Consider the following 17,974-nt stretch of genomic DNA (forward strand, 5'->3'; position numbering starts at 1 on the left):
GATTCAACGGTCTCCGCAAAAGGGATACCAAAGGCCACCGGAACACTTGACGTGTCATGTGAAAATACAATACGAAATTCTTTAGCCAATGCTTCCGGCGAGATAGAAATGTACTCGCGTTCACATCTCAGCGTATCAGCTATGTACTGGCGAACACTCACATAGATTTGAGCATTAGACGACACAGACGACACGATCAATGTCATTAGCAGTAAGATGGTGTGTAAATGGCACATCATGGCTCCGCACTTGTATCCTTGTCACCAATTCTAGGCACACTTTCAATAATCTTAGCATGGGTGGCAGGATTGATCTTTGGGTCATATGATGTTGACTCCAACTCACCATTTTCTTTGTAGGTGTCTACTCTGTTTGCCATCGCTCCTCCCAAAGCATGTTGAGCATTTTCGCTAAGTACGTTAGGAGCTCTATTGGACAAGCCAGCTCCTTGGAGTAGTCTATGTACAATTTCATGGGTCTCACGTTCACCATTCAGATAGTTTGAGACACGAGCAGAAATTGCGGCAATAGCGCCCACCGTCCTCCCGTCAGCATCAACAAGCAGGGGATTCCTATACATAATGAAATGTCTTGATGTCTCCAGAGTTGCTCCATCTTGTTGAACATCGTTCGAAGACTCATAGTCTTGTGCAAGGAAATGACTGTGTGCCCTTTGCAATGATTGCTCTGATTCAGCCACACTCTCGGCATTTACTTTGGTTACGCTGATTCGATAGACCACGGGAAGTCCTGCTTCATCCGTTACATTCCCTTCGTTGAATGTGTTATTAATATATGCTTCAAGGTTGAACTCATCCGGGTAGGAGAGTGCATTTGGACCTGCTCCCGTTGCGACGTAAACGTTTAACGCGATGACCCTTCGGATTGCGACGAACTCCCCAGTCTCCTGATTTCGCCTTCCTTCTCGATAAGAGACACCTTCTAGTCCATCTAGATCAATTGAATACACAGGGTTTAGCGATGCGTATTGGTACGGTGTCAGAGATGCGAATGAAGCACTCAACGGATCCACACTCAAGAACCTTGCGATCCGCGGATCATAGATGCGGAAGCCATAATCCTGCTGATTCCCCTCTCCCTTCACCTCATTGTCATTCTCCTTGCCGTTGAATCCGAACCTTGCCGCGTCTTCGCCACTGGCTCTCCACCGTCTGCCCGGCATCTCCATGCCGAATGGATAGTAGTCACGACGGTCAATGACTTCGGCGTCTTGCGTTGTGTCTCCGAATCCGGTTGGACGTGCGATGAGAAGATCGCTGATCGTTACACGTACATTGCCGAGATGGTCGGTGAGTTCGTAGCGCTTTGATCCGGCGTTGCGGTGTTGCTCAGATCCGATCCATGCGTAGTTGCTGGTGCCGTAGGTGATGCCTCGTTGTTCAATGCCGAGTCTGCTGCTGCCGTAGATGTGGACTTCGCTCTGCTTGATCGCACTGTCGGCATGTGGACGTTCATAGACGCTGAGGATGTTTCCTTGTGCGTCACGTGCATACCACGTGGTGCTCTTGAGTGTGCTTGTTGGCTGGTAATACCTCTTCACCACACGGTTGCCCATGGCATCGTAGGTGTATTCGAGTTTTGACGTGCTACCCTTGGTGATGCTCTGGATCTTGTTCGACGGAGTCCACACAACGGCCGTGATGCCACTTGCCGTGTCTCCGATCATGTTTCCGGATGCATCGTAGGTGTAGGTGTTCGTGTCCTGATCGTCCACATCAAACGAGTGGTTGCCTGCCACGCCCCCTGGATCATCGACGTGTGTCAGACGATTGCGGCTTGTTTGATATCGGTAGACGAGGGAGTCCATGAGCGTACCTGCACTGTCGACACGGACGAGACTCTTGAGGTTACCGTTGCCGTCGTACGTGTACGAAGATCGGTAATTCGGCGTGGCTGTCCATGCGTTGGATACACGCGTGCTGAGTGTGTCAACGCGGATGCGGTTGAGCAGGTCGTAGCGGTAGCGAGAAGCAAGGTTCTCCTTGTATCCGGTTGATGTACGAGAGCCCCACTGCCACGCGCCGATATTGCCGTTGTAGAGCGAGGAAAGGGGCTCCTGGTGCCACGTGTTGCTAGACTCAGTGGTGGTGGCTGCATCGGCAAACGAGCCGGTGTGTTTGAAGTCGTCAGTGTGATAGCCTAGGAACATCCCGAAGGCATCACGACCGAACAGTGCATGTGCTTCCGATGATCCGCTCTTGCCGTCTCTGCCCGGGTCGAGCGTTGGTTCAAGAGACGGGTTGTTGATAGCCTTGAGCCAGCCGTTGATGGTGTAGGTGTAGTCGATACCCTGCACGTTGTCCTGACCGATCTCAACCCGACGCAATGGACCGTGGGTTTCATAGGCATACGAGGCGTCCTTGGCCCAGATGATGCCGTCTTTTGATGTCTCACATGTGATGATGCGACCATCATGATCGTAGGTGAAGCGTTGGTGATAGGCGTCGTTTTGCTCGGGGCGGTAGTGGACCTTACGGACGCGGCCCGACATCAGATCGTACTCGTAGCCCACGTAGGTTACGAGTGGATTAGTATTCTCTACGACAGCAGGGAGCGACTGCACCATCCATTTCACGTTGCCATGGGCGTCATAGGAGTAATAGGTCTTGACTTGATCGCCCAATGTTGTGGTGTCGCCATCCTGATCGGACATAACACGCGACACCCGGTTGCGCAGATGTGTCTGAGCGCTGTCGCCGTACGGTATAGGCATGGTATATGCGCCCGTGTACGTCGTAATGATGCGATGCGTGCCCGCAGCCGTAGTTGAGGACGATGTAGCATCCGCTTCAGGGTCCGAGATTGTACTTGAACTCTGCCCAACCTCCACAACTCGGCCCAAGGCATCATAGTTGGTGTAGGAGTGTCGACTTATTGCTTGCTGTCGCGCGTTTTGCGATAGTCTCAAGCGCCCTACGTTGTCGTACCAGAACCTTGTGAGTCCTCCGTCCGGTGTGAACTGTTCCACCAGTTGACCAATGCTGTTGTAGGCATACGTGGTCTTCATGACGTGGCCGTTGGAGTCGCCCCGGTCCTCAGACAACTCAAGTGGCCTAAAGCCCGCAGGCGGCACGGTCTCAATGAGATTGCCGGCGCGGTCATAGTAGTACAACGTGTAGTGGTAGAACTTCTCACCGCGCTCAGCGATGAAGTGATCGTTGATCCGCTTCGGATCGAAGCAGGTGGTGTCGTAGGTAACGTCCACTTCAATAAGCTTACGCTCAAGACATTCCGACATCTGCTGATCGATGCTTGCCACGAGCCGTTCAACTTCTTCCGCAGCACAGCTCTTTGGAGTAAGCAGCACAGTTGGGGCAAGAGTGTCGGCATAGACCCATCGGAAGCATGCGGTACCACAGTTGACGGTGTCGCAGATGCCGCAAACAGGAATGGCTTTGCATGAGTCCTGCGTTTGCGGGACGGAGCACGAAAAGTCGAGACAGCGCGGAAAGGTGTAGATCTGAACAGTATCATTCAACCTCAATCTAAACGCAAGCTTTCCTTCGGGAGTCTGAATAAACCGCCCAATTGAGTCCCGGAAGTTCTGTCCGTTAAGGAGATCAACGAATGCGTGCTTGTCTTGAGTGAACCGGCGCTGATTGTATTGAAGACCCATACCCTCCGGCAATACCATCCCAATGTTGTATATGGAATCGTAAGCCGGAGCCCACATGTGGAATTGCAAGTTCTCAGTAGTATCACACAGCGACAGCCCTAGATCACCAACAACATAGAGCGAGTCGTCAGTCGGTGATAAACGGACGAGCCATTTCGTTTTTGAAGTAAACCTCAGAAACTCTTCCAACTCACTCATTGTAATCGTTCTGCCGTTTATGCATGCGATGGTTTCTGTCTCACACATCGTCCAAGACAGTATGGCTGGGATTGGATCAACAGTCGGATACCACAATCCGTCGACGTCACAGGCCATGCTCGGCTTTAGAGGATCGTCGATCCGGGCTACGGTTATCTCGTCATCAGAATAATTAACCTCAGCTCTAACTTTGTAGAATGTTACATGGTCATCATCCGTGTGAAAGAGCTCTGTCGTGTTTGTTTCTTGGATATAGAGATCAGCCAGAATGTCTTCAGATACCTTTTTACCCCAATTGTCGGCAAAATACTTGTTGAGAATGGCTACAAGCGGGTGTGGGTTCGTCGGTCCGTATGGTTCAGATATCGCATCTATTGCAGGTGGCTCATACATGATCTTGCATTCACTGCCGATGCGCTGAACAAAGAAGCGCGACTGCTTAACCTTGTTGACAGTAAACGTCCATATCCCTGCTGAGTCAACATCGTTGGTGGAATCCGCAGGTGGAAGGCATGTTGTCTCGATCTGCGGGAACTCAGCCGCGAGCATGGCTATGATCGGACGAGCATTCCATCGCGAGACAACGGCGACTGCCGTGTCGCGATAGGCAAGAAGTTCGGCATTGAGAACTTCTACGATCAGGTCGGCAAGGACAACCGTTCTCTCGACATGCTTCCACTGCTCGGTCGGGCACGTATCGCCTTCCATAGGTCGTTGCACGCGGAACGAGGTTGCATAGGATGCCTCTTGCCATTCCTTGATATCATCTCCGTTGGGACGGATGATGATGGGGTGTCCATCCAGTGAGTCCCATTCTATTGGGAACGAGCATTGATCCTTGCACTCAGCAACGAGCATGTTTACCATGCAGGAGAGCTGGTAGGATTTGATCACTTCTTCGCGTGGTTCACCAACAGGAAGCCTGTCTAGGTGGCCTTCGACCCAATATCCTTCCTTGTTGTACATCCTGACGATGCTATCACGGAAGGCTGTTCTGCGCCGTTCGCACGAGCTTTGGCAAGTGTCGATCATGCCCTTGTAATAGGCTTCCACGCCGAGGGAGTCTATGTGCTCGTCAACGGGCTTGTAGTATGGGTTATTCTCTTCAGCCAGTTCTGCAAGCCTCGCTGTTTCGTCGACATTTGCTCGCAACCTGTCTGTTCCGGCAATGCATTGTTGAAGCTGCCTGTACTTGTCGTTGATCTCCACGGAATCGGTCGATGAGCAGGTCCACGTAGAGTCATATTGCAAAGCCAATTCGCACGTCGCGTTTGTGGAATCATTGGGCGAGCGCGGCATGATCTTCCACGCATTTAAGATCCACGCCGCACCCGTGATCTTCTCAGAATACGGTGCTGCGCTACAATACTTGGTGCCGGCGCAGTTGAGGAACTGCGTGATGATATTCTCACCGGCATGCGTCCACACTGTGGTATCACTCGTCCATCTCGTTGCGTCCCACGCGCCCACCACAGCTTGCCAGCATGCATAGAGTTCGGCGCAGTTATAGCCCCCTTCCTCTACCATCCGTCGAACGAGAGAGTCGATAATACCGTTAGCGCTTGTGTCTCCGCCAGGTATAAGGTCTACGTCCGACAAAAGGAGGCTGCCGTCATACCAACGAACATACGTCGAGAGAACGCGACCGGAGTCCGTTCCCGTGCGTTCCAGAACAGAGGCTTCCCACCGATCAAAGAGCATCGCTTCGTAGTTGTAGCGCCCATTTTCAGTTTCGCACCCGGTCTTGCAGCGAGCTGTATCAAGGACGATGCCACAACAGTCATCTGCTTGTACATAGGCCACGGAGTTCGAATCGATGACCGAGTCGCGATACGTACGGTAGCGCTGGAGCATCCTACGGGCCATTGTTTCATCCGTGAGATGAAGACCATCACGCATACGATCAAGGTCGGTTGCATTATCCTCAGAATTGAAGGCGGCTGCGAGGATCTGATTTGTTACTGTCCGATGACCGTCCGCCACTTCTTGCTTGATGACTTCAGCGTGTGTCGAGTCAGGTCCAAGCACGATTGGTGTGAGGGTGCGCCTAAGGATGTACGATCCCGGTTCGAGCTCGTGGGTGACCTCCGAGATGGTCGAGGGCGACACACCCGGGCATTCGCCATGGACTGCATCGAGCGAGTCAGCATAGATCACCTCGCCCGAGGAGACTTCAATCACCTCTACCTTGGCGTGGTATTCACACGTGGAACAGAAGTTTGCACATTCGTTGCGTAGGGTATCCGGATCCAGGAAGTAGCTAAACGTCACGGATGTAGAAGTCAATATCTCAAGGGGGCGCTCAGCAATGATCCGTCGGTCGTCAACGTTTGTTCCTCGTCGGACGGTGTCCTGAATAACAACGTCGTTAACCACAGATGAATCATTAAGCGTCAGAAGTGCGCTGTTGCCGCTACCTGCTACAAGCGCTGTTGCGAGTGTCTTACCATCGAATCGGACATAGGCAACCGAGGTGACCCCGTTCTGATCGGTCGTAGCTACACGACTAACGGCGGTATCTGTTGGCGCGTCCTTGCCGAACATCGTCACAAGTTCGCGGTCGCTTACAGGGCCATAAGATGTGCGAATCGTTTTCCCGCTTCCGATCTTATGAGCGCTGCCCACGGCAGACTGCTCTACCGAGCGTGACAGCGGGTCATTGGACAAGACCGTGCGTTGGAAGGCAAAGCTGTCCGCTGAGGGCACTGCCTTGTTAGCGTTGCTGCTAGACCAATACGTGTTGATGTCTCCACTCATCGCACTAACAAGCGAGGGAAGATTATCAAAGTGTTTGGCGCGGTAGTCTGACGGGGTGGAGGATGTTGTTACCAGGTTTGTAACGTACTTGAGGTGCGCCGGCGTTGATCCCGAACGAACCTTTGGAGCTGCCAGCGTCGAAACTAGGGGCCTCCCTTCGTAGTCAAGCACGGATTGTTGCACCAGCACATCTCCCGACGTCGTCACCGGTGTTTGCACCTGCAATGGCTGCATCAGGCGCGAGGCGTACGTGATGCCCTCAGCAATTCCCGTCAGTCCGCCATCATCTTCAACAAACGAGCGGTTGAAGATCCAGTTCTTATCGCGGTCAAACTGCCTGTAATAGAAGTAGGGCTTACTGCTATCGAATTCAACATCCTGTTGATTGTCCATATCCGTCAAGCTCAGGATCGTTACCATATCGTCCTGAGCTGGAGCCTTTGACCAGCACCCCCAGTTCTTTTCGTTGCCGATGCCACCAGGGTAGTAGTTCCCAATGGGCCGCACGCGCCATGCGTAGTAGCCCGTGCCTTCCGCCAATGTGAAGTCGATATGCGTCGCAGGACCATAGGTGATGAACCGCTGGGCCTGACGCCAATCAACCTTTGCATACGTCTTGAGCTCTGAATCGCGGTTACTAGGGCTTGTATTGTAAAGCCGCAAGACTTCTACTTCGAATGAGGGGTAAAGGTCTGGGCACAGCGTAACGTTGTCTTTCACTTGCCACGATAACCGCACAGGGTGCGTGGTGTCGGCTAATGAGTCGGTGTGGACATACAAGTTCGATGGACAGCTTAGAGTTGACCCCGGGTAAGGGAGGATGCGGTACTCTTGGATGAGCTTGGCGGAGAAGACCAACGAGTCGATCATCTCCGATGAGAGGCCAGTTGTGTCAAGCCCGGTGATTTCAATAACGATCTCATTGGAAGTCTCTGAGCCCGGATCACAGGAAAGGTCAGCATACTGGGTCACGTCGATCACCATTGTCGCGACTGGCTTGGTAGCCGTTAGCGTACCTGCTATCTCTAGCATTTCACCAGAGCTGTATGACCATCGAGGCGTTAAGCCATCGTACCCGTTAACAATGAACTCAACACCAATCTCAAACAAACCACGACCGTGCATATATCGCTCACTCTGACCCTGGATTCCGAAGGACAGGACGAGCAATGCACGAGACAGGCACTTTTGCCCACACGTAACCTCAGAAGGCATTGCCGCGAACGATACAACTATGGATTGTTCCGGGGCCACACTTTCGCCCAAAAGCGAAGCAGAATCCGTACGCTCAAGCATTGGTACATACTGGACGGTCTCTGTTAGCCTATGCTTTTGAGCAACAACGCTCAGTGATGTCAGCAAGAGCAGCAACAAAAAAGTCAGCGACTTCACCATATCTCCTCCAATTCTCAACGTGATTTCATCGTAGGTTCCTACCGAGAGCGAACAACTCTAAATCCAGCTGGAGCCATTCCATCACCAGTCGCAAACGGATCTATCGCACGATAGGTAGACGTGTAGCAATCACTCGAGAAGCCTGAGTAGTTTCCGCCACGTGTGATTATGTTTTCGGACACAAAGCCTCGCCAAGGATCAGTTTGCGCTTCAGCAGTGTATGGCGTTGGAGACTCAAAGCAGAACTCTGCAATGTTGCCTAGCACATCGTAGATACCCCAAGCATTAGGCATCTTAAGGCCAACTGGTTGACTCACGCGCTCACCTGACCCGTCAATTGAATTTTCCCGATACCATGCGATAGGGTCGATTACGACATTAGGGTCTTTACCATCGCTGATTCCTGCATACGTATTGTCAGTTGTCCCGGCCCTTGCGAAGTACTCCCATTCGGCACTCGTTGGAAGGCGGTAGCCATTAGAAGTGCGATTCCATTGTATCGATGTTCCGTTCACTGTGTAGGGAGGAGTGAGTCCTTCTAGTTCGGATAGCTTATTGCAGTAGGCAACCATGCCAATAATGTTTAGATCACCAACTGGTTTGTTCGGTCCCTTGGAAACGGTCGGATTTAACCCCATGACACTTTCATACTGTTTCTGAGTGACCTCATACTTTCCAACCCAGAGACCTTTTGTGAATGTCACCTGATGAACAGGTTTCACCTTTGATCCACCACCCAACTGGCCTTCAATTGCCCCCATCATAAACGTCCCGGGCTCAACAGCTACCATCTCCGGCACTTCATAGGTTGGTATTGTCTTGGCAACAAAGTCACTGATCGTTGTATCGGCTCCACTCACGGCGACGGTTTGCGTTGCCGGTGTAAAAGTCATTCCGGCCTTTGTAGGCGTTACCACGTACGAGCCATTATCAAGATCAGTGATCGCATACGAGCCCGTTGCATCGGTTGTCACTGACTTAGATGGAACAGCAATCGTAACGCCACTCACACTCTCTGTTGTAGTGGCCTTGACCTTGCCCTTGATCGCGAACTTGTTTGTTGGGTCAGGTGGAGGCGTGGTACTTGAGCACGCGCCAAGAGCAATGCCCAAGACAAGAACTCCGAGAGCACTTGAGTAGGAGAGAATGTTCTTCATGTTGTTGTTCCTGCTTCGCTGATGTTAGAATGTTGTTCGTGTTGTTGGTACTTGTCTTAGGCCACCTATTCAACGGCCCGCCCAAGGTTTCTCAGATCATGGACAGTGTAGTCCTTGTAGGCCGCTGCCGGCTTGCCCTTCTTCGTGATGAGCTTCTGCATCGCTTCATTGGCATCATCAAGTTCATCTTGCCGGGCCTTTCGCGTTGTTACGTTCGACACCGTCAGCGTCTTGACAGGAGCCCCTTTGGGATAAGTGCACGAGATCGAAACAAACGCCCCTTGACTGGTGACAATGGTGGTGATGCTTGTTGGTTGGCTTCGCCCCATTGCCTCGGAGCCGCCGACTGACGTGATAGGCATGTGCTTGGGCTGAGCTGACTTGGCTTGTTTCACTTCTGTTGTCACTACAAGATTGCCTGTTCCTTCTTCGCGTTCGCACGAGCTTTTGGCAGATGCTGCGATGAGATCCAAGAGCAGAGTGAATGCCTCGGCTTGTGCCTTTGCGGCTACCTTCTCCAGTGACTTCGTCGGCTTAGAAAGTATCATGCGTTTGACGGTGGTCGCCACCTGCACGGTAGTCTCCGTAGTGTAGACAAAGAGGCCCTGACGGCTTTGGATCCTCAGAACCTTAGGCGTACGTGTAATCTCAACGGTATCCCTTACCGGCTGACTACCAGCTTGGTGTCCTGTGGTTTCTATGACGTACGTCACCACATCGCCTATGTTAGGCACGGCCGTTTGTGCGGCGGCGCGAATAGCGCGCACGACGTAGTCTGCGCACGACGCGTCTTGCTGTGCGATGGCAATGCCGCCTGCGAACATCGCCACCGCTATGATGTAGAGTGCCCAGCGCATCAATACTTCCTCTTGAGGCGTTCGTTCAAGAGGCGTTTGTATTCAACAATGATATCCTCGGGGCATTGACGCCGGCACTTGGGCGACGTTGGCGGGCTGCCACTTGAAGGGTAGCACTCGCGGCATGTTGGGAACATCGAGGTGTTGTACTGATCACTGAAGTCGTTCTTTGCATCGTAGTACTCTATGGAGTCCTGAGCACGAGACGCAGAGTCCTCTCCACTCCAGTTGTTACGCAACCCGTGCAGCCAAGGCAGGTCTGTCTTGTCGGGCGTGTCGAAGAGGATGTTGCCGCAGTTGTCCCGTGTCGGGTAGATCACGTTGGTGCAACAGTCCGAGGTGTCACACGGCAAGATGTCACCATAGTTATAGCGCAGACTATCGGGGTCAAACTCTCCCGTTGGAGGCCACGTGGAGCACCTCGTTGAATCGAACTTCCAACAGGCCGGACGGATGATGCGCCAGCAGCCGTTGCTGCCCTGGCTCACTGAATCGGGCAAGAACCCCATCGTGTTTTCCGTGATCATCTTGCCAAGCAGTAGAGTAATGATCTCACTCGTGCTGTCTCCGGCGCAGTCCGTTCCTGCAAAGAGTCGAACCGTTTCAAGTTTCAGCTCCTGACATCCGTCAGAGTTGCACACCCTTTTGCGGTAGGTTACCGTGTAGGTGCACTCACCAATGGTCACAAGCTTCTGAATCAGCTGGGCGTTGCCCCACGGCAAAACAGCTTGCTTACATGGCGTGCAAGGGTCTGGGTGGTTTATGTACTGGGCATCCGCTTGCTGGGTAGCCATGACGAGCACAAGCGCCGCCACGGAAACGATCAATGATGCAGTCTTCATTGCCCGCCCCCGTTGCTTCGTTGGCTGCGCCCAATTGAATCCAACTTCTTGAGGTCTACGCTGTCGCCAAAGAGCTTCAAGCGCCGCCTCTCGGGACTTAGCTTTAGGTCAAAGAGCTCGCCCTTAGCGCCTACCCCTGAAGGAGAAAGTGATTTCGGGGTCAACAGATCAACAGGGATCTCATTGGCAGCTTCTTGCAACAGGCCCTGATGCATGCGCTGCATCAGTGGTCGGTAGTCCGCTAGGCCATAGTCAGCACGCTTGTCATACTTGACGGACATACTGTTTGCGTGCTGCTCTTGCAATGGGAAGATGCCCTGTTCTGTTTCGCGGTCTTTGCGCGTTAGGCGTCCGTCGGGTGTGTATTTAAACAACGCTGCAAAGTGTTGATCATCGAACTGAGCCACAAGGCGCAGCGTTGCTTGGTCGTAGACATAACATGTAGCACTTGATGATGTTGGTTGCACCCGCAGGTCATCAACATAGACCCCTGAGCCAACGGCGCTGACACTGACCTTCTTCACACCCGTACTCGTCAGCGCTCCGGTATTTGCCGGCACTGTCCACTCAATGAGTTTCCACCCGGCAACATCAGCGATCACGCTGTGCGTGCTGATTGCGCTGCCTGTGCCAATGGTGAGCTTGCACGTATCTGCTGCGCCGGCGCGCACCCACGCCCGTGCAACGAGCCCATCGTCTTGCGTTCGTTCCGTGATGTTGATAAGGCCGATGGAGTCCGCTGTTGTTGTCAGGGCCAATGATCTCTTGCCAGTGTGGCTTGCGGCAGACGACGAGGAGGCCTTGTCTTCGAAGCTCTCAAAGAGTACACCTGCGTGGTCAGCATTCTTAGCGATGATCGACGGCAGCGTTCCCTTGTGCGCAAATCGGGCCGTAGTAGGAATGCCTATGGCGTCATGCTCAATGGCGACGTCGCCGTCAGGTGTATAAGCCAGTACGCGGCTCGTCCTGACCCATTTGGCCTCGTCACGTGATGATGGGTTTGCGTGCGGGAAGCTCTCAAACAAGCTGCTGGTAATCCGACCGGCGCTTCGCGGCGACGAGTCCTGCACCGCCGACTCCGTGGCAGATCTAAAGACAAAGGACTCGTGCGGACGCCACTTGCCTTTGAGCGTGCGCTGATACGGGTTATTGTGAGCCGAAGAGAAGCGTCCTCCATAGATGGCATAATATTCAGCAGTGTCAATTCCCAGGTCATCCGTCCAGGTAGTAGCCGACGCTGAGAGGACCTGGCGACCACTGTCCGGGACGAACGGGTTAGATCCAACAATTCCCCTCGATCCGTACATGGCTATCGAACCAGCGGCAGCGGTGAGTTGATTGGTCTTGCCGCTGCGAACAATGGTGGCCACCTTATGATCCGTTGACGGCGATCCCGAGAGTACATAGAAGTTGACTGTTGTGCCCACAACGCCGCGCACACGCACAAACGCCGGCGCATGGCTGCCTGCCTCTTCCATTGTTTCAACGAGCGCAACAAGGTCTCCGGGACTAAACAAAGAGGCTGCATCTGCGGTAACGACCATCGACGAGGCATCAACCGCCGTGATTGAATCCCTCAAATTCTCGTTGGTCATCGCCGAGCCCATTTCTGGATAGACATGCCAAGCCGGGTAGGTCATCTGAAGGAGTGCGCCGGCATGAACTTGGCCCGCTCCAACATCGGCGCCGTCATATTCATCATAGCCGATGGTAACAACGGGCTGACCCGTGCCTTCATCAAAAGCTCCATTTTCCTGCACTCGCACCATGCCGTCGCGCCGGTAGACTACGCGCTTTTCAAAACATGCGTAGCTCACAAGCTTCGTTGAGACATACATCGACGACCTCTGCTCCGAGATCATCGACGAGCCCGTAGCCCCATGCACGACTGGCGCCCAGATCAAAAGGACTCCAGCATCAAAATTGCCGGAGAGCGAGATGTGATTGTTGATGATCTGACGAGAACTTGACATCACCTCTTCGCTTGTACCCATCTCACGAAGTACGACAAGGGGCTCTCCCTCACTTGACTTTGTTAGCACAGGGATCTTCTCACCCGGCGCGAAGTATTCGTGTTCTTCCGAGGCAACTACGTTCCACGATGTTGGCGACGGCGAATAGCTGCCGGCGCATTGCCGAATGGCTCTTGTCTTGCCATGCATTTGATTTGTCACCACCGTAAAGCCTTGCCCGGCGTCGATGTTGGTGATCGAAACCGAGAGAAACGGATTGGGAATTGGCGGCAGTCCACTTCGGTCATGGACAAGACGTGTGGCCTCTTCTCGCAGCGGGTAGTCGCGTGCTGTGAAGAAGTCTGTTACGGTGTATCCGGGCGAGGTTTCACCAAAGGCAATGCTTCTGGTGACAACGCGTGAATATCCGATTGACGCGCCCGGCCATGCCGATGGGCAAAGCGGAGCGGAAAGCTGTTCTAGATCTTCGCCTGCCGCTAGGCGCTCTTCAAAGGACTGCTCCGATCTGCCAACGATGAAGCGGTATAGCGCTGATTCTTCGCGCATCACTGCCGGTTCGTTTGTAGCAACACCGGAAGAAATTGTACGCGCTCCACCGGGCAAGACTTCTTGTCGCTCATAGATGTACTCGCGGCCATACATGCCGGCGCGGCCTTCTTCAATGCCTGCGTCGTACATATAGATACGCTTTACACGAATGCCGCCGCCAACTTTAGAGATGCACGGAATGCGCACGTAGGAATGTTTGAGGTATGGCGTGCAGGACGGGTTGGTGACCCACGATGAGATGTTGTATGCCCACGATGAAATGTCACCACCCATTCCTCCAAGGCGCTCATACGTCGCTTGGTTCGTGCTGATATCGCCCTTGACTCCATCACGCAAAGTCTTCGGCTTTACGCTGTCATGACAGACGGGGTCAAGAAGTCCCTGGTTGATGACAAGCTCCTTGAGCAGAGCCCGCGGCTGTGGAGAGCCGCGAAGTGTGACGACAATCGTTGAGCCAATAGCAGAGTCTACAGCAGCGCGCACAAAACCCGAGATATACTCGCTGTTCGAGGCCGGGAATCCTTCTTGTCCGGCATCGAAGCTGCACTCTCTAATGGGAAAGAGGAACTTGAAGAACAGCCTGTTTAGCTTGACATGTTTTTTGAGTGCGGCCATGACGTCGGCGGTTGAAGCCGTCAGCTTTGAACAATCAAGCCCCACGCGCACATAGTCTTCGACTTCATTGTAGACCGTTATCGGCACGAATGCTTCTACGGGCCGGTCTTGCACAAATGAATAGCTGTTCTGCTCATACTGCACTTCGATCTCGCCCCCCGATGGCAAGATGATACGCTTGAGCTGCCATGCCGCTGGGTCGTACTGCGTGGACTTACCTGGCAGATACGTTTGATCCAGGTGCGATCTGCGGTTTGACCGCGCTATGGGACCATCACGTCGGTAAGCGCCCCATGCATCTACAAAGACAGGGTCGTAGGCCGGATTTTCAATCGTATCGTTGCGGGTCTTCCTGTCGTTCGTGTCGGCAATGTCCGAAGTGTCATTGATAAATGTGCCCGAAAAGGCAAGTGTCCCTGTAAGCCGAGACTCTTGCGCAAGCTCAGCGGCGTATGGTTCTTTAACAACGTCACGATACGAGTAGATGAATTCGTACGGGCTGATCGTTGCGTTCTGTACGTCGCCATAGTCCGTCCATATTCGCTTGAGCGTAAGCTTGCCATACTGGGCTGCCGCCACACGGGAGCCAAGGTGCACGGGAAGAACCCCTTGTTGCGTATGGTAGTGCCGAGAGTTGAGACCACCCGAGATCACATAGATCGAATCCCAATCATTCGGGTTTTCAATCTCTTCGTTTCTTTTCTTTGCCTCATTCCAGCGAGAGTTCAACAGGAACCACTTTGACTTTGACTGCATAGTCTCATAGGTGTACTCGAGGTTGACAGTCTTGACGATGTGCGTGTAATTGCCGTTCTCATCCTTTGCCAGTAAGACGATGCGCTCAAGGCACTGACTCTTGTTCGCAAACTCGTTGTCACCAATGAGGTCCTCGCTGATCACCTCCTTGTTTGTAGCCCTTCCTCCACATTTCTTGCCAAGAAATCTCTCGGCAGAATCGCGGTCGAATCCGCTGAGATAGTGCCTGCGCCATAGCTCGCTGCCGGCGGCTTCCTCATCGTAGTCAATGTTGCCCGTGTTGATTGACTCAAAGGCATCATTGCGCTGCTTGCCGCTTCCGCGGAAGTCTATCGGCGTGCCACCAACTGTAATCGTGCGTATAGTCTTGTTCGTTATAAAGATCGCAGTATGTGTCTTTGTGTCGATCTCCGACATGTAGTACATTTCTCTTTCGCCCATCGACACACTAGCCCGGTCGTCATGCTTGTTCGTGAGATTGCCTTCTTCCCAGGTATATCCACGATATGGTGTGCGCCATTTGAACCAGTCCTTGCCGGGAGCATATTGGCCGGACTTAGTATATGTTCCTGCTGCTCGCTCATAGTTAAACCGGGTATAGCCACCGAAATCATCAGCTGTCGGACCATCCATGGTTCTATCGACGTAATCGGGCGTCTGTATCGCCGTCAACAGGAACATTGAAGCGTATGGCTGCGCCTTGATCGTGCCGGCAACGTTGTTGGCTCTGGCAAGCTCCGGCCTCTGAGGGTAGAGAACGCGGGCTCCGTAGGCAAACCCCAAAGCCCCTTTCTCCATTGTCTCAACGTCAGTGCGAGTATAGGAGAGCTGGCGTTCATTGCGGTTGTAGACCGGCAGGCCATAGACATATCGAATACCGTTTCCGTTGGCCACTGACAACTCTCCGATGCCGTCGGCAATTGCCGGCTCGGAGCGGTTGACAAACCCATCCACTTGAGCGTTTGGAGCGTGCGAGAAGAGCTGCGGGCTGCCACCACCCGACGTCATATCACTTGCCAGCTCTTTGTTCAAACGATAGGAGATGCATGCCGCAGCACGCGGTCGGTAGAACGTGTCGGTTGGCTCTGCACTATCAATTCGATTAAAGATCCCCGAGGGGCCTTGATTTGATGATGCCGTATAGGCCGCTTTGTCACTTGATGAGAATCGCACGTTATCGGCCGGGTCATTGAGAAAACGCATGAATGCTCGTGCGTTGCCATCCGGAGTGTAGGCCTGGTGTTTGAATTCATTCACCCAACCTGACCCTGTTGGAGCTGAGCCCGACACGTCGGTGGTGTTTTCACCGATTGTCACCGTTGCTCCGGCTGTGAGTTTGTCTGGGCCGGCGCCAAGCTCCATACCAAGAGTGCCGTTTATGAGTTTCGATGACTTTGCTTGCGGAGCGGCATATCCCGGCCGATTATGCACGAGGCGCATACTGCCGCCGATTCCTTGCCCGGTCACAGCGAAATCATCTGCTGAGAAATATCCCGGAGAGAGGTAGCGGTCACGGTTGGTGTAGACGCCCTCCCGTTCGAACATCCGGTCCGCCATGCGCGAGCTGACTCCCAAGGCTTTCCCGTGATATAGGTAGCCGTAGGCTGAGTCTACCACGTTATCTGCCGGCGTTTGCCACGTGTAGTTACCATGCAGACCAATGTTCGTGCCGCCTAAGATGAAACCGGGGATATATCCGGCGGTCGCTCCAAACTTGATCGTAAGACTACCGCCAGTGTAGGCCATAGTGCTTGTCTGCGTGGACACAGGGCCAGTGATAGCCGAGACAAACGACGACACAGTGGAGTAAACACTACGCGCGGTCTTGATGTCTGATGCTTGTTTAGCTGCTAGTGCTCCCTCAAGAATCTTTCCCGACTTTAGTTTATCTACGGCTTCATTGTTTTTCTTTGACAGTTCGCTCGTGAGCAAACCGGCAAACGCGTTTGCCCAATTGATGTTCGCAGAGAACCTTTGGATTCCGTTAGTTGATTCGAGATTGAGACTCAGTGCGTTAAAGACGTTGAGTGAGAACCCCGACGTGATCGAGTATCCACTGAATGTGTTGTAGCGGTTGGCGGCCTGAAACGTGAACAGATCATACGAGGCGATCTGAAGATTGGCAGACATCCCAACAGAGAACGTTTCGTTTTTCTCCTGCCTGTTGATCGATACGACCTCGGCGCCGTTATAGTCGTCAGGAATTCCGCGGGCGTTTCGATTGATTGAACCCGGATTCAAACTCCACCCAAAGCCAACCCATGAAGCATCTTCCTCAAGAGCGGCACCGCTGTGATAGGCCATCGTTACAGGGTACGATGAGCCCGACGGTCCGGGGACTTCTAAGAGCGGTATGTTATACGTGAATGCCCCGGAGAACTCGTTGACCATTCCCGTAGTGCCCAAGGGCTCAAAGCCGGTGAACTCCGGTTGAACGGGGCCCGACGTGATTGCCAGCACAGAGATCGGCACAAGCATTTCGAGCACGATCGCTGTTAAGAGAGCACATGCCATCATGCGCGCCTTCTTCGTGCTTACGGACATTGAGATTCGAATTGATTTCGTCATGCTGCGTCCTCTTGTCATCACAATGGTGTCTTCTCTTTGGATGATGTCGTCGATATGGATGATGTCGTCAACTGACTACTACTACTGACCCAGACTCCCGCTACTCACCTCTGGCATGTCTGCAAGTTTTGAAAGGTCACACTCAAAGAGATTTCTACCTGTTGCATACTCTCTATCACTCCACTCAACGATGACGTTGGAAGAGTTGACAAGCTCCTCTTCGGACGCCGCAAACACGAGCCGAACGGATCTCTTTGTTCTCAGGCCTACGTCTTGTTGGAACGCGGCCGAGAGACAGTCAACAGTTCTTGAGCCTAGCCGAAGCTTCACGTCCTGTTCAATGGTGAACGCCAGCGATTGAATGCGCCTTGTGAATTCATCCAAGTGCGAGATGCCTGAGAAGACCGGATCGGCGCCATCTGCTTCTGTTGTTCTGATCGCGAGTTCAAACACCGAGAGCCCCTTCTGCGCATTAGCCCTGCGATGACGAGCCTGGGCAACAGCGTCCAACAGCCTGCTCGGTAGGTACTGCATCGAGAGGACATAAGGGCCGGCCTCCACGGAGTCGACTAGTCCGTTCGACGGGTCCCTGACCCATCCGGCAAGTTCCTTGACGGATACCTCATGCTTCGTGCATGAAACAAGGAGAAGAGCCGGCAATATGAGCGCA

6 protein-coding genes are annotated in these 17,974 nt (G+C 53.2%); all 6 read right to left on the reverse strand.

Features of this window, described 5'->3' with window-relative positions; genetic code table 11:
* Nucleotides 1-235 precede the first annotated feature (235 nt).
* A complete protein-coding gene (locus IPI29_09880; GenBank protein MBK7412848.1) occupies nucleotides 236-7,987 on the reverse strand; it encodes an RHS repeat protein in 7,752 nt (2,583 codons plus the stop codon).
* Nucleotides 7,988-8,025: 38 nt separating this feature from the next.
* Nucleotides 8,026-9,144: an SUMF1/EgtB/PvdO family nonheme iron enzyme gene (locus IPI29_09885; GenBank protein ID MBK7412849.1), complete on the reverse strand. Its 1,119-nt coding sequence runs from the start codon at nucleotides 9,142-9,144 to the stop codon at nucleotides 8,026-8,028.
* 65 nt (nucleotides 9,145-9,209) lie between these two features.
* Complete coding sequence (locus IPI29_09890) at nucleotides 9,210-10,001, reverse strand: hypothetical protein (GenBank protein MBK7412850.1); 792 nt, start codon at nucleotides 9,999-10,001, stop codon at nucleotides 9,210-9,212.
* Nucleotides 10,001-10,843: a hypothetical protein gene (locus IPI29_09895; protein ID MBK7412851.1), complete on the reverse strand. Its 843-nt coding sequence runs from the start codon at nucleotides 10,841-10,843 to the stop codon at nucleotides 10,001-10,003. The genes IPI29_09890 and IPI29_09895 overlap by 1 nt, the downstream gene beginning before the upstream one ends.
* Complete coding sequence (locus IPI29_09900) at nucleotides 10,840-17,304, reverse strand: hypothetical protein (protein MBK7412852.1); 6,465 nt, start codon at nucleotides 17,302-17,304, stop codon at nucleotides 10,840-10,842. The genes IPI29_09895 and IPI29_09900 overlap by 4 nt, the downstream gene beginning before the upstream one ends.
* 81 nt (nucleotides 17,305-17,385) lie before the next feature.
* A complete protein-coding gene (locus IPI29_09905; GenBank protein ID MBK7412853.1) occupies nucleotides 17,386-17,964 on the reverse strand; it encodes a hypothetical protein in 579 nt (192 codons plus the stop codon).
* Nucleotides 17,965-17,974: the final 10 nt, after the last annotated feature.

This window comes from Ignavibacteria bacterium (assembly GCA_016707005.1).
In the GTDB taxonomy this organism is placed as follows: domain Bacteria; phylum Bacteroidota; class Ignavibacteria; order Kapaibacteriales; family Kapaibacteriaceae; genus UBA10438.